General features: G+C 72.1%; 12 protein-coding genes. 4 read left to right on the forward strand and 8 right to left on the reverse strand.

Annotated features, from left to right (window positions below):
- Positions 1-207 precede the first annotated feature (207 nt).
- The 5 genes from ACLQ2R_RS18245 to ACLQ2R_RS18265 all read right to left on the reverse strand — a co-directional run bounded on the left by ACLQ2R_RS18245 (position 208) and on the right by ACLQ2R_RS18265 (position 6,068).
- Positions 208-786 (reverse strand): YqgE/AlgH family protein, encoded by a 579-nt coding sequence (locus ACLQ2R_RS18245; protein WP_386235442.1) that lies wholly within the window; start codon positions 784-786, stop codon positions 208-210.
- Between the two features lie 206 nt (positions 787-992).
- Positions 993-2,405 carry an NAD-dependent malic enzyme gene (locus ACLQ2R_RS18250; protein ID WP_425961158.1) on the reverse strand — a complete coding sequence of 471 codons (1,413 nt, stop codon included), beginning with the start codon at positions 2,403-2,405 and terminating at the stop codon, positions 993-995.
- A gap of 106 nt (positions 2,406-2,511) precedes the next feature.
- Positions 2,512-3,453, reverse strand: a complete 942-nt coding sequence (locus ACLQ2R_RS18255) for a tetratricopeptide repeat protein (protein ID WP_425961019.1) — start codon at positions 3,451-3,453, stop codon at positions 2,512-2,514.
- A gap of 172 nt (positions 3,454-3,625) precedes the next feature.
- Positions 3,626-5,293: an acyl-CoA mutase large subunit family protein gene (locus ACLQ2R_RS18260; RefSeq protein ID WP_425961021.1), complete on the reverse strand. Its 1,668-nt coding sequence runs from the start codon at positions 5,291-5,293 to the stop codon at positions 3,626-3,628.
- A gap of 232 nt (positions 5,294-5,525) precedes the next feature.
- A complete protein-coding gene (locus tag ACLQ2R_RS18265; RefSeq protein WP_425961159.1) occupies positions 5,526-6,068 on the reverse strand; it encodes a MarR family winged helix-turn-helix transcriptional regulator in 543 nt (180 codons plus the stop codon).
- 334 nt (positions 6,069-6,402) lie between these two features.
- Here ACLQ2R_RS18265 and ACLQ2R_RS18270 point away from each other — a divergent pair, with 334 nt between their 5' ends.
- Together ACLQ2R_RS18270 and ACLQ2R_RS18275 are read left to right on the forward strand one after the other, a co-directional pair.
- A complete protein-coding gene (locus tag ACLQ2R_RS18270; protein WP_425961022.1) occupies positions 6,403-7,836 on the forward strand; it encodes a hypothetical protein in 1,434 nt (477 codons plus the stop codon).
- Positions 7,837-7,891: 55 nt separating this feature from the next.
- Complete coding sequence (locus ACLQ2R_RS18275; RefSeq protein WP_425961024.1) at positions 7,892-8,578, forward strand: DUF4230 domain-containing protein; 687 nt, start codon at positions 7,892-7,894, stop codon at positions 8,576-8,578.
- A 199-nt stretch (positions 8,579-8,777) separates the two neighbouring features.
- Here the strand turns inward: ACLQ2R_RS18275 and meaB are convergent, their stop codons facing one another.
- Both meaB and ACLQ2R_RS18285 read right to left on the reverse strand, forming a co-directional pair.
- Entirely contained in the window at positions 8,778-9,716 is a 939-nt protein-coding gene (gene meaB, locus ACLQ2R_RS18280; protein WP_425961026.1) for a methylmalonyl Co-A mutase-associated GTPase MeaB, read from the reverse strand.
- 2 nt (positions 9,717-9,718) lie between these two features.
- Positions 9,719-10,906, reverse strand: a complete 1,188-nt coding sequence (locus ACLQ2R_RS18285) for an acetyl-CoA C-acetyltransferase (RefSeq protein ID WP_425961028.1) — start codon at positions 10,904-10,906, stop codon at positions 9,719-9,721.
- An 84-nt stretch (positions 10,907-10,990) separates the two neighbouring features.
- Here ACLQ2R_RS18285 and mce point away from each other — a divergent pair, with 84 nt between their 5' ends.
- Complete coding sequence (mce, locus tag ACLQ2R_RS18290) at positions 10,991-11,452, forward strand: methylmalonyl-CoA epimerase (RefSeq protein WP_425961029.1); 462 nt, start codon at positions 10,991-10,993, stop codon at positions 11,450-11,452.
- A gap of 157 nt (positions 11,453-11,609) precedes the next feature.
- Positions 11,610-12,896, forward strand: coding sequence for a DivIVA domain-containing protein (locus tag ACLQ2R_RS18295; RefSeq protein WP_425961031.1), 1,287 nt, complete (start codon positions 11,610-11,612; stop codon positions 12,894-12,896).
- 130 nt (positions 12,897-13,026) lie between these two features.
- Here ACLQ2R_RS18295 and ACLQ2R_RS18300 read toward each other — a convergent pair whose 3' ends face one another.
- Positions 13,027-13,818, reverse strand: a complete 792-nt coding sequence (locus ACLQ2R_RS18300) for an alpha/beta fold hydrolase (RefSeq protein ID WP_425961033.1) — start codon at positions 13,816-13,818, stop codon at positions 13,027-13,029.
- Between the last annotated feature and the right edge of the window lie 122 nt (positions 13,819-13,940).

Genomic DNA, 13,940 nt, shown 5'->3' on the forward strand with positions numbered 1-13,940 from the left:
ACCCCCCCGGTGCTTTTTTCCCCCCCCCCCCCCCCCCCCGCCCCCCGGGGGCGCGGGGGGGGCCCGCCGCGAGGGCCGCCGGATCGTACGGAACAAGGCCCCGGGATCACGCGGGACGAGTCCCCCGGACGACTGCCCGATCATGTGGGACGGACCGCCGGAGACCCGCTCAGGGGCCGTCGCGAGGCTCCCCCGGCCCGGGGGCCGCTAGTTCATCGACGGGTCGTCCGGGCAGGTGGCCACGTAGGCGAGTTCGCCCCGCTGGCGGCGGAGCACCGCCCGCCACAGCGACTCCGGATCATGGTGGAAGGTGTCGCCGGGCTCGGAGTCCACGACGTACCAGGCGCCCTCGCCGATCTCGCTCTCCAGCTGTCCCGCCGACCAGCCGGCGTAGCCCGCGAAGATGCGCATCTGGGCGATCTCCCCGGCGAGGATCTCCGGGGGTGCGTCGAGGTCGACGGTGCCCAGCCGGGACACCGCCGCGATGCCCGCGTGCAGGCGCCGCCAGCCGAGCGGCTCCTGACCGCTGGGCACCGCCGCCAGCGCCAGGGCGCTGTCGGTCTGGACGGGCCCTCCCTGGAACAGCACCGACGGTCCGGTGACCATCGTGTCCCACGTGGGGAGCACCTGCGTCACCGAGATGTCACTGGGTCTGTTGAGCACCACGCCCAGGGTGCCGCCGTCGAGGTCGTGCTCCAGTACCAGGACCACGCTGCGCCGGAAGTTGGGATCCTCCAGCTGCGGGGTAGCCACCAGGAGCCCACCGACGTAGATCGCCTCCGCCATACCTCCATCATGGGGGGTGAACCCCCCCGCGCGCTGCTCCCCCCTGCCTTTCCGGTGCGGGAGCCCCGCATGCGTCACCGGCCGCGCACACCGCGCCACGGCGCGGGGTGCGGGGACCGCGACGACGGTCACGAAGACCCGGGACCCGCCCCGGAACGCGAGGCCCCGACGCCCGGCCCTCGTGCCGGGCGTCGGCCCCAGGGGCCTCAGGCCTCGGTCATGCCGGTACGCGCCCGGCCGCCGGCCGACTCACGCACCGCCGCGGCGACGGCGGCCGACACGTCCGGGTGGAACACGCTGGGGACGATGTAGTTGGGGCCGAGTTCCTCGGCGGTCACCACGGCGGCCAGCGCCCTGGCCGCGGCCAGCAGCATCTCCTGGCTGACGACGGTGGCCTGCGCGTCGAGCAGGCCGCGGAACACACCGGGGAAGGCCAGCACGTTGTTGATCTGGTTCGGGTAGTCCGAGCGGCCGGTGGCGACCACGGCGGCGTGCTCGCGGGCCGCGTCCGGGGAGACCTCCGGGTCGGGGTTGGCGAGCGCGAAGACCACCGCGTCCTTGGCCATCGTGGCGATGTCGTCGCCGTTGAGGATGCCCGGCGCGGACACGCCGACGAACACGTCGGCGCCCTTGACCGCGCCGCGCAGGTCGCCGGAGTAGCCCTCGGCGTTGGTGTGGTCGGCGATCCACCGCAGCGACTCGTCCAGGTCGTCGCGTCCGCGGTGGACCGCGCCCAGGTAGTCGCAGACGATCACGTTGCGCGCGCCCGCGGCGAGCAGCAGGCGCAGCACCGCCGTACCGGCCGCGCCCGCGCCGGCCAGGGCGATGCGGACCTCGGCGAGGTCCTTGCCCACCACCCGCAGCGCGTTGGTGAGCGCGGCCAGCACGCAGATCGCGGTGCCGTGCTGGTCGTCGTGGAAGACCGGGATGTCCAGCAGCTCGCGCAGCCGCCGCTCCACCTCGAAGCAGCGCGGCGCCGAGATGTCCTCCAGGTTGATGCCGCCGAACCCGGGGGCGACGATCTGCACGGTCCGCACGATCTCGTCGACGTCCTGGGTGTCCAGGCAGATCGGCCAGGCGTCGATGTCGGCGAAGCGCTTGAACAGCGCGGCCTTGCCCTCCATGACCGGGAGCGCGGCGGCCGGGCCGATGTTGCCCAGGCCGAGCACGGCCGAGCCGTCGGTGACGACCGCGACGGTGTTGCGCTTGATCGTGAGGCGGCGGGCGTCCTCGGGGTTGCGGGCGATGGCCATGGAGACCCGCGCCACACCGGGGGTGTACGCCATGGAGAGCTCGTCACGGTTGCGCAGCGGCACCTTCGACTTCATCTCGATCTTGCCGCCGAGATGCATCAGGAAGGTGCGGTCGGAGACCTTGTGGATGACGACGCCCTCGACGCCCTCCAGCTTGTCGACGATCGCCTGCGCGTGATCGGTGTCACGCGCGGCGCAGGTGACGTCGATGCGCAGCTTCTCGTGCCCGGCCGTGGTCACGTCGAGCGCGGTGACCACACCCCCGGCGGACTCTACGGCGTGGGTGAGCTGGCTGACGGCCTTGCCGCCGGCCGGCACCTCCAGGCGTACGGTGATGGAGTACGACACACTCGGCACGGTGGCCACAGCCAATACGCTCCTTTGCGACTGACTTTGGTTGGGATGCCTCCCATCGTGCCACCACCTGCCGGGTCCGCGCGCCTCGCCTGACGTCGCGAACCCGGCGAGAGGGTCAGAACAGCGCGCTGGCCAGGTTCCTGCGGGCCCTGCCGATGGACGGGTCGTCGCCGGGGAGGGTGTCGAACAGGCCGAGCAGGTGCACCCTGGCCCTGTCGCGCTCGGCGCCGGAGGTGCGGCGCACCACGTCCACGAGGCGGTCGAAGGCCCGGTCCACCTCCCCGGCGAGCATGTCGAAGTCGGAGGCCAGGAGCTGTGCCTCGACGTCGGCCGGGTCGCCCAGGCGGCTCTGCAGGTCGGCGGGGTCGACGTCCTGCGTCCGGCGGATCAGGCCGAGCCCGGCCAGGCCGAGCTTGGCGTCCTGGTCGTTGGGCGAACGGGCCAGCAGCCGCTCGTACGCGGCCACGGCGCCGTCGAGGTCACCGGCGTCGACGGCCCGCTCGGCGGCGAGCACGTCCGGGTCGACGGGGGGCTCCTGCGGCTGCTCGGGCTCCTCCCCCTGCTCGGGCTCCTCGCCGGGGGGCGGGAGGTACTGGGCGAGGGCCTCCATGAGCTGCGAGAGCCAGTCGCGCAGCTGCGGCTCGGTGGCGATGCCGGGCACGACCGCCACCGGCTGCCCCTGGAAGATCGCGTACAGGGCGGGCACGTTCTGCACCCGCAGGGCCTGGGCGATCTGCGGGCTGATCTCGACGTCGACCCTGGCGAGGGTCCACCGGCCGGTGTTCTCCGCGCTCAGCTTCTCCAGCAGCAGGCTGTACTGCTTGGCCTGCTCGGCGCGGGTGACGGTGAGCTCCAGCAGCACGAGGCCGTTCATGGAGCGTTCGACGACCTCGGCCGCGAAGTTGGCGTCGTCGACGTCGAGGACCGGCGCCGGAGCACCGCCGGTTTCCTGCGTGGCGGTCTCCCGCCGCGCCTGTGCCTCCAGTGCCTGCTTTCGTGCGCCGAGATCCACGGCGCCGTAGAGCGATCCGGGTCGAGTGAAGTCCGCTGGGCTCATGCTCCAATCCTGCCGCATCCCGGCCGATGCCCCGGTCCGTCGTCACCAGAAGGTGTCCCTCGCCACCGGAAGGGCCGTCGTTATGGAAGGCCCCTCACCACCGGAAGGCCCATTGCACTCGCAGGGGCCGTCGCCACCGGAAGGCCCCTCGCCACCGGAGGGGCCGTCGCGGCTAGAAGCGGGCCGGCTCGGTGTAGACACCCCACTCGGCGCGCAGCACGTCGCAGATCTCGCCCAGCGTGGCCTCGGCCCTGGCGGCGTCGAGCATGGCGGGGATCATGTTGCCGTCGCCCCGCGAGACGCGCACCATCTCCGACAGGGCGGCGTCCACCGCTCCCTGGTCGCGCCCGGCGCGGCGCTCGGCCAGGACGCGGTTCTGCTCGCGCTCGACCTCGTGGCTGACGCGGAGGATCTCCAGCGGCTCGTCGATGGAGGCCGTGTGGCAGTTGACCCCGACGATCCGCTTCTCGCCCTTCTCCAGCTTGCGCTGGTAGTCGAAGGCGGCCTCGGCGATCTCGGACATGAACCAGCCGTCCTCGATGCCGCGCAGGATGCCGGAGGTCATCGTGCCGTCCGAGCCCATGTCCCGGATCCTGGTGAAGATCGCCTCGGCCTCGGCCTCCAGGCGGTCGGTCAGCGCCTCCACGTACCAGGAACCGCCGAGCGGGTCGGCGACGTTGACCACCTCGGTCTCCTCCATGAGGACCTGCTGGGTGCGCAGCGCGATCTCCGCGGCCTTCTCGGACGGCAGCGCCAGCACCTCGTCCAGCGCGTTGGTGTGCAGCGAGTTGGTGCCGCCCAGCACGGCCGCGAGCGCCTCGACCGCGGTGCGCACCACGTTGTTGTACGGCTGCTGCGCGGTGAGCGAGACGCCCGCCGTCTGGGTGTGGAAGCGCAGCCACTGGGCCTTGTCGGTCTTGGCCCCGTACACGTCGCGCAGCCACCGGGCCCAGATCCGCCGGGCGGCCCGGAACTTGGCGATCTCCTCGAAGAAGTCGATGTGCGCGTCGAAGAAGAACGACAGACCCGGGGCGAAGACGTCCACGTCCAGCCCGCGCGACAGGCCCAGCTCGACGTAGCCGAACCCGTCGGCCAGGGTGAACGCCAGCTCCTGCGCGGCCGTGGAGCCGGCCTCGCGGATGTGGTAGCCGGAGACGCTGAGCGGCTTGTACGCCGGGACGTCGGAGGCGCAGAACTCCATCAGGTCGCCGATCAGCCGCAGGTGCGGCTCGGGGGCGAACAGCCACTCCTTCTGCGCGATGTACTCCTTGAAGATGTCGGTCTGCAGGGTCCCGTTGAGCTTCCCGACCGGCACCCCCTGCCGCTCGGCGGCCACGACGTACATGCAGAAGATCGGGACGGCCGGGCCGCTGATCGTCATCGAGGTGGTGATGTCGCCGAGCGGGATGCCGTCGAAGAGCAGGTCCATGTCCAGCGCGGAGTCGATCGCCACGCCGCAGTGACCCACCTCGCCGAGCGAGCGCGGGTCGTCGGAGTCGCGTCCCATCAGCGTCGGCATGTCGAAGGCGACGCTCAGCCCGCCGCCGCCCGCGCCGAGGATCATCTTGTAGCGCTCGTTGGTCTGCCTGGCGTTGCCGAACCCGGCGAACTGCCGGATGGTCCACGCCTTGCCCCGGTAGCCGGTGGGGTGCAGTCCCCGGGTGAAGGGGAACTCCCCGGGCCAGCCGACGCGCTCCATCCGGGGGTCGGCGCCGCCGGGGCCGTAGACCGGTTCGACGTCGAGCCCCGACAGCGTGCGGAACTCGGCATCGCGCTTGCGCGCCCCGTCGAACCGCGCCTGCCAGCGCGCGCGCCCCGCCTCGACCTGCTCGGCGTCCATGGCCAACCCCCTTGTACGGCATGTGGCTTCTATCCGGCTTGTGGCCTCCCCCAGATACTAGGACGTCCTACTAATTCTTGGCCAGCATTCCAGCCCCCCACTCCGCCCCCAAAGGGAAACGCCCCCTCCCCCCATCCCAGGGACTCCCCGTGAGTCCGCGCCGGCGACTGGACTGAGGAGCGAAGGAGCGAAGCGGATGAGCGACGAGGGAAGGAGCCGGATCAGAGCGGACTCACCGCGACGCGTCAGCGTCGCCATGACCAGAGTCGCCATGACCAGAATCAACACCAAAATCCCCCGCTGCCACGCGCAGGGTCCTGAACAGGTCGAACATCTCCCCCAGTTCCCTCTCCCCGTACGCCGACATGGCGAAGTCGGCGTCCATCAGGTCGGCGGTCGCCAGCCGGACGACCTCGCGGCCCCTGTCGGTGATCTCGGCCAGCACGCCCCGACCGTCGCGCGGGTTGGGCAGGCGCCGTACCAGACCGGCGCGCTCCAGGCGGCTCACGGTGTTCGTCACGCTCGTGGGGTGCACCATCAGGCGCTCGCCGATGCGCGACAGCGGCAGCGCCCCCGTCCTGCTGAAGGTCAGCAGGACCAGGGCCTCGTACCGGGCGAAGGTCAAGTCGTGGGGCTTGAGCAGCGTGTCCAGTTGCGACAGCAGGATCTGGTGCGCTCTCATGATCGATGTGACGGCGGCCATGGCCGAGGAGGGCCCGAAGTGAACGCGCCACGTCTGGGCGGCGCGTTCGATGGGGTCAAACGGGAGATTCAGCCGACCTGTGCCCACAGGGCTACGGTAGCGCGGCTCCGCCCCGGTCCGTCCGTACGCGCAGCGTCACCGCACTGACGGCTTCACCGAGAACCCGGGCGCCAAACATCACGCTCCGTTATGGTTCCCACATCGAATGGTGAGGCCGTGGCCAAGTGGCCGCGATGATCTCTCCGTCCGGCCTGCGGGGGACGCGAGCCGGACCGATGCCGAGGGGACCGGCATCCACACATTCACGGCACGGGGGGTGTCTTGATGAACGACAACTTGACGGCGTTCGCACGCCGGACCGATACCGGTCGCATCGACGCGGCGTGGGTTCCCACCACGCCCGCCGGTGCGTGAGCGCAGGGGCGTTTCGCGCGAGGAACTCCGGCAGAGCGGGTTGATGGCGGTCGCCATCCTGCTCGTGCTCGGGGTGGCCGCCGCGTGGAGCGTCCTTGTTCCCGGTGTCAGCGCGTGGGAGAACGTCATCGTCGCGGTGATCGGCTCGCTCCGGCTGACCGGCCCGGTGGCGGCGGCCTTCGCCGCCTGGGTGGCGGTGCGCAGGCGGCGCGGCGCGGGCGGGCGCGCGCTCACCCCGTGGCAGGCGGTACGGGCGCCGCTGGCGATCCTGGTGGTCGCCGGGGGCGCGTTCACCGCCACCGTGATGATCCTGGCGGTCAGGACCATGATGACCGAGCAGGCCGGGCGGTTGCTGCCCAGCGGCCTGGTGATGGGCGCGGCCGGGCTGGCGCTGTACGTCGTGATCGGCTGGGTGACCGGCTGGCTGCTGCCCTGGACGATCACGCCGGTGCTGTCCGGGCTGGGCTGCTACAGCCTGTTCACCTGGCTGTCGCAGGGACCGGCCTGGGGCGACCGGCTCGCCCCGGCCACCCGGGAGCCGTACGACCCCTTCCGGGGACTGAACGCGGCGGCGTTCACCGACCAGACGCTGTGGCTGGTGGGGATCAGCGCGGCGCTGCTGCTCGGCTGGGCGGCGGTCGTGACCCGTCAGGCGCTGGTGCTGGCCGCCGCGCTGATCGCGGTGCTGGCGGCCGGGACGGGGATGGCCAGGCTCTTCACCGAGCAGCAGCCGGTCTCGGCGCAACGCGTCGTCTACAGCTGCCAGGAGTGGCCGATCATGGTCTGCGTCCACCCCGGGATGCGCGCGGGCCTGCCGGAGCTGAGCGCGGAGTTCGTCAAGATCGCGGCTCGGCTGGCGGGGACCCCGGGGGAGTTCTCCCGGGTCGAGCAGCATTCCCGCGACGACGACGCCCCCCTGTCGGCGGGTGTGATCGCGATCCACGTGGACGACCTGGCCACCGGGTTCGCCGAGAAGGCGGCCGACGAGTTCGTCGACGGCCTGGCCTCGCGGTGCGACGCGACCCCGGCCGCGGGCTACCGCGACATCGTGGCCGCCTGGCTGAGGGGGGAGCCGCTTCCCGGCGGTCCGCTCGCGGAGCACCGCTACGCCGCGGCGTGGTTCTCCGGCCTCACCGACGTCCAGCGGCGCGACTGGCTCCGGCTGTACTACACCGACTTCACCGGGTGCAGGCTACAGAGCACTCACTTCGGGGGGCAGGCGGATCATGCCTCCAGGACAGGGCAGAGCGGAGGGTACGGCCAGGCCGGGCAGGGCGCGGGGGGCGCCTCGATCGGGCCCGACCCGAGGCCCGGACCCGCCCACCAGGCACCCGGCACGCCGCCGTGGCCCGGGACCGGCACGCCGTCCGGCCCGCGCAGCCTTCCCCACGCGGAGGGTGGCGCGGTACCGTCGCCGCGAGGCTGACAAGATCGGCATAGGCTGCGGGTGAGAAGACCTCCGTGCGGGGAAGGAGAGCGCCGTGAAAGCCTCCCAAGAAGCTCCGCCAGGGCCGCCGGGACCGCCGCCGGCGCCGCCGCGCAGGCGCCGCTGGCGTCTCCTCGCCGGGTTGCTCGTCGTCGCGGTCCTCCTCGCGGTGGGGGCCCGCCTGACCTGGTCGTGGCTGAACCCGTTCGGCGAGACCACGGTCGACCGCAGCCAGCCCGTGCTGCTGGAGTCCATTCACAACCTCAGCCGCTTCGAGGCCGCCACCGGCAACTTCCAGGTGGTGGTCGACCTGGAGAAGGACGCGGCCTTCCTGCCCGACGCCGTCAAGGGCAGCCGCACGCTCTTCGTCGGCGCGGGCAGCGTCGACGCCTACGTCGACTTCGGCGGCATCGCCGGGGGCGCGCTGGCGGTCTCCCCCGACCGTACCGAGGTCACGGTGAGGCTGCCCCGCGCCCAGCTGGAGAAGGCGAACCTGGACAACAAGCGTTCCTACGTCTACGCCCAGCAGCGCGGCCTGTTCGACCGCGTCGAGGACCTGCTGTCCTCCTCCCCCGGCGACCAGCGGGAGCTGTACATGCTGGCCGAGAAGAAGATCACCGAGGCGGCCGTCGCCAGCGACCTGCGCAACCGCGCCGACCAGAACACCAAGATCATGCTTGAGGGCATGATGAAGGGTCTCGGCTTCAAGAAGGTCGTCGTCAAGTTCTCCGACGAGACCTGAGCCTGGAGCCCGTCACCCTCGCCGGCGGGGCCCGGACCACGCCGGCCCGGGCCCCGGCACCCGGATCGGCACTCGGATCGGCACTCGGATCGGCACTCGGATCGGCACTCGGATCGGCACTCGGATCGGCACTCGGATCGGCACGGCCCGGGGCCACGCGGCCCGGGCCGTGCCGCGTGGGGGCGGTGAGGCCGGCGGGTCAGCCGACCGCCTCCATCAGCTCGTCCGCCGCGGTGTAGGGGTCGAGCCCCGCGTCCAGGACGCGGGTGGCCAGGGTGTCGAGGCGGCTGTCCCCGTGCAGGTGCGCGAAGCGCGAGCGCAGCGCGGCCAGGGCGATCGCCTCGATCTCGTCGCGGGCCCTGGCGTGACGCCGCCGGACGAGCTCGCCCGAGGACTCCAGGTGGGCCAGGTGGGCGTCGAGGGCGTCGACCACGTCCTCGGCCCCCTCCCCCCGGAAGGCCACGGTCGGCACGATCGGCGGCCTCCACGGCCGCTCGACCAGGGCGATCATGTTGCGCAGCTCGCGGACGGTGGCCTGGGTGCCGTCGCGGTCGGCCTTGTTCACCACGAACACGTCGGCGATCTCCAGGATGCCCGCCTTGGCCGCCTGGACGCCGTCGCCCATCCCGGGCGCGAGCAGCACGACGGTGGTGTCGGCCAGCGAGGCGATGTCGACCTCGGCCTGGCCGACCCCGACGGTCTCCACCAGGATGACCTCGCAGCCGGCCGCCTCCAGCACGCGCAGGGCCTGCGGCGCCGCCCAGGACAGCCCGCCCAGGTGTCCCCGGCTGGCCATCGACCTGATGAACACGTCCGGGTCGGTGGCGTGGTCCTGCATCCGGACCCGGTCGCCCAGCAGCGCCCCGCCGGTGAACGGGGAGGACGGGTCGACGGCGAGCACGCCGACCCGCAGGTCCCGCTTGCGGAACGCCTGGACGAGCATCCCCGTCGAGGTCGACTTGCCGACGCCGGGCGAGCCGGTCAGGCCGATGATCCTGGCCCGGCGCGGCCGGTCCGCGCAGAGCAGCGCGGTGATCTCCCGCAGTCGCGGCGAGCCGTTCTCGACCATGGAGATCAGCCGGGCCACCGCCCGGGGCCGGCCGGCCCTGGCCATCTCGACCAGGTCGGGGACCTCCACGGTCAGGCCGAGGGGACGCGGAGGATCAGGGCGTCGCCCTGGCCGCCGCCGCCGCAGAGCCCGGCCGCGCCGAGGCCGCCGCCCCGGCGCCTGAGCTCGTGGGCGAGGGCGAGGACGATGCGCGCTCCCGAGGCACCGATCGGGTGACCGACGGCGATGCCGCCGCCGTTGACGTTGACCTTGTCGAGCCCGACGCCGAGTTCCTTGACCGACTGCAGGACGACCTGCGCGAACGCCTCGTTGATCTCCAGCAGGTCCAGCTCGCCGGCCGAGAGTCCCTGCTTGGCGAGGGCGTGCTTGATCGCGTTGGCGGGCTGGGACTGCAGTGAGTTGTCCGGGCCCGCGACGTTGCCGTGCGCGCCGATCTCGGCCAGCCAGGCGAGCCCGAGCTCCTCGGCCTTGGTCCTGGACATCACGACCACCGCGCAGGCCCCGTCGGAGATCTGCGAGGCGGAACCGGCCGTGATCGTGCCGTCCTTGGTGAACGCCGGCCGCAGCCGCGCCAAGACCTCGACGGTGGTGTCGCCGCGGACGCCCTCGTCGGCGGAGACGATCACCGGGTCGCCCTTGCGCTGCGGGATCGACACCGGGACGACCTCGTCGTCGAACGTGCCGTTCTTGATCGCGGCGGCGGCGAGGGCGTGCGAGCGCGCCGAGAACTCGTCCTGCTCCTCGCGGGTCAGGCCGAGGCGGGCGTTGTGCCGCTCGGTGGACTCGCCCATCGCCACCTGGTCGTAGGCGTCGGTGAGGCCGTCGAGGGCCATCGAGTCGACGATCCCGGCGGCCCCGTACTTCACGCCCCTGCGCAGGCCGGGCAGCAGGTGCGGGGCGTTCGACATGGACTCCATGCCGCCCGCGACCACGATGTCGAACTCGCCGGCGCGGATGAGCTGGTCGGCCAGGGCGATGGCGTCCAGGCCGGACAGGCAGACCTTGTTGATCGTCAGCGAGGGGACGGTCATGGGGATGCCGGCGTTCACGGCGGCCTGGCGCGAGGGGATCTGACCGGCGCCGGCCTGGAGCACCTGCCCCATGATCACATATTGGACGGCGTCGGGGGCCACGCCGGAGCGCTCCAGCGCGGCCTTGATGGCGATGCCGCCGAGCTCGGCGGCGGTCAGACCGGACAGCGAGCCGAGCAGGCGTCCGATGGGGGTACGAGCTCCGGCGACGATGACGGAACCAGACATAACAGGGGCCTCCCTGGCGGGATGTGGGGCGACTTTGCCACCATACCCATGAGTGTCCCAGCGACCGCCATGGAGGAACGCCCCATGTTCATGCGCATCGACCATGTGGGAATCGCCTGTCACGACCTTGAGGAGAGGATTGCGTCCTTCGAACGCATTTTCGAACTCAAGGTGGTGTCCCGAGAGGTCAACGAGCAGCAGGGGGTCAAGGAGGCCATGCTGCACATCGCCGACGGACAGGGGGGCGGATCGTACATCCAGCTTCTCGAACCGCTCGGTCCCGACACCCCCGTCGGTAAATTCCTGGCGAAGCGGGGGGAGGGAGTGCACCATGTCGCCTTCGGCGTCCCGGACGTCGTGCAGGCGATGGAGAAGATCGGTGACAGGGGGGTGCGACTGCTCGACGCGACACCCCGTCACGGCTCGCTGAACTCCTCGATCGCCTTTCTCCACCCCAAGGACGTAGGAGGAATGCTCACGGAACTCGTCCAGGCCGCGGAAAGGCACCCGGAGAGCACGTCGAATACAACAAACGCCGATACGTAACAAGTCACTCATAAAGCCGGACGAGACCGCCAACTCGGCACCGGCGGAGTACGCTGGCGTACCACCGGACGTGGATCCCGCCCCGGCTCCCGCTTCGGATGCCTGAAACCCCCGTCCGGCCCGTGTAGCCGTCTCGACAACCCAGGATCGAGCCTCCATGCAGTCCGACATCGACGCCCAGCTCAACAACTTCTTCGAGGACGCTCCCGCTCGGGAATTCGACGTGGTGCTCCGCGGCTTTGACCGGCACCAGGTCCACGACCATCTGAAGCAGGTCGACGGCGAGCTGCGACAGGCCCGGGAGCAGGTTCAGGCCCTGCAGCGGGACCTGTCCGACTCGCAGAGGCAGCTCCAGGAGCAGGAGCGCCCGACCTACTCCGGCCTCGGCGCCCGGATCGAGCAGTTGCTCCGCCTGGCGGAGGAGCAGGCGACCGAGCTCGTGCAGGCCGCCAGGTCCGAGGCGAACGAGATCAAGGCGGCGTCCAAGGTGGAGGCGGCGGACCTGCGGGCCGCCGCCGAGAACGAGGCGGCCGAGAAGCGGGCCCTCGCCACCCGCGAGGTCGACGAGATGCGCACCAGCGCCGAGCGCGACGCCGAGGAGATCCGCTCGACCGCCCGCCGCGAGTCCGACGAGCTGACCTCCACCACCGAGCGCGAGGTCTCCAAGCTGCGGGCCACCGCCGACCACGAGGTGGCCGAGAAGCGCGCCGACGCCGAGCGCGAGATCGCCAAGCTGCGCACCACCACCGAGCGCGAGGTCGCGCAGCTTCGCGCCTCGACCAAGCGCGAGCGCGACGAGGTCCTCACCACCGCCAAGCGCCAGGCCGACGAGATGCGCGCCCAGGCCCAGCGGGTGCTGGAGGAGTCCGAGGCCAAGCGGGCCCAGGACGAGGCGGAGTTCGAGATCCAGCTCGCCGCCCGGCGCGAGGACGCCGAGCGCCAGGAGGCCGAGCGGCACGCCACCGCGCAGGCCGCCACCCAGAAGCTGGTCGCCGAGGCCGAGCAGCGGGCGGCCACCGCCGAGCAGCGGGCCACCCAGGCCACGCAGCAGGCCGAGCAGACCCGCCGCGAGGCCGACACGCACGCCAAGCAGTTGCTGGCCAACGCGCGCAAGAACGCCGACCAGGTCGTCTCGGAGGCCAAGGCGAGCGCGGAGTCCATCGTCTCCGAGGCCAAGGCCGAGTCCGAGCGGAGCCGCTCGGTCGCCCAGCGCCAGGTCGACGAGCTGACCCGCCAGCGCGACAGCATCACCAGCCACCTCGCCCAGCTGCGGCAGCTCCTGGGAGGCGCGCCGCTGCCGCCCGCCGAGCCGGAGCCCGCGATCGCCGCGGCCCCGCCGAAGCCGGCCATCCCGGCCGCGAGCGCCAACGGTGTCGAGAAGCCGGTCCCGGCCCCCGCCAGGGCCGAGACGAAGGACGACGACGCGGAGTGGTGGCAGGAGTAGGGGCCGGCGACTCGGGGCGTTGACGACGGCTGCGAATGTCGATGGAGAGCCTGGTGACCTTCACGGTCGCCGGGCTCTCTTTCTGTGCTCCCCCGTTCGCGCCGAGCCGGGACCGCGACGGTCGTCACGCTCACCGGCGAGGTGCGGGCCCCCCGCCGAACCCGGCCACGAAACCGCGCACCGCCCGGTTGAACGCCTCGGGCTGCTCGACCGCGCTGAGGTGGCCGGCCTTCTCGATCACTTCCAGCCGCCCGTCGGGCGCCGCCTCGGCCATGGCGCCGGCGGCCGAGGGCGGAGCGATCTCGTCCTCCTCCCCCACGATCACCAGGACGGGCACCCGCAACGCCCGTAGCGTGTCGAAGGAGTCCGGGCGGGCCGCCATGGCCCGCTGCGCCCAGGCGACGGCCTGCGGCGGGGCGGCCTGGACCAGCCCCCGCACCCGGCCGGAGACCATCGCCCTCCGCTGGAGGGTGGTCCGCCCGAGCAGTCCGGGAAGCACCCTCTCCACCAGGACGGACGTGCCCTCCCGCAGCACGTCGGAGGCGATCGACTCGCGGCCGGACCTGGCCTCCTCGGGATCGGCGCTCGCCTTGGTGTCGGCGAGGACGACCCCCAGCAGGCGGTGCGGGTGGCGGCGGCACAGGGCCATCGTCACGTAGCCGCCCATGGACAGGCCACCGACGACGGCCCGGTCGATGCCCTCGTCGTCCAGCAGCCGGGCGACGTCGTCGGCCATCACGTCCAGGGAGGGCTCGTCCTCGCCCAGCGCCGAGCCGCCGAAGCCGCGCAGGTCGGGTGTGATGACCTTGCAGGTCTCGGCCAGGCCCTCCCGCTGGGCCAGCCACATGGCCGAGGACAGGGGGAAGGCATGGAGGAGGACGACCGGGAGTCCCTCGCCCGCCGAACGCGTGTGGAGTCTCACGCCCTCCACCGTATTCTCGCGGCCCGCCCGGGGCACCCCCCGTTCCACCACCGTTACCGGTGCCGGGCGAACATCCCGGCTCCCGGACGGGACACACCGGCCGGCACGGTCACGAGAATCCC

Origin of the sequence: Streptosporangium sp. DT93, from assembly GCF_049844535.1 — a bacterium.
Taxonomy (GTDB): domain Bacteria; phylum Actinomycetota; class Actinomycetes; order Streptosporangiales; family Streptosporangiaceae; genus Streptosporangium.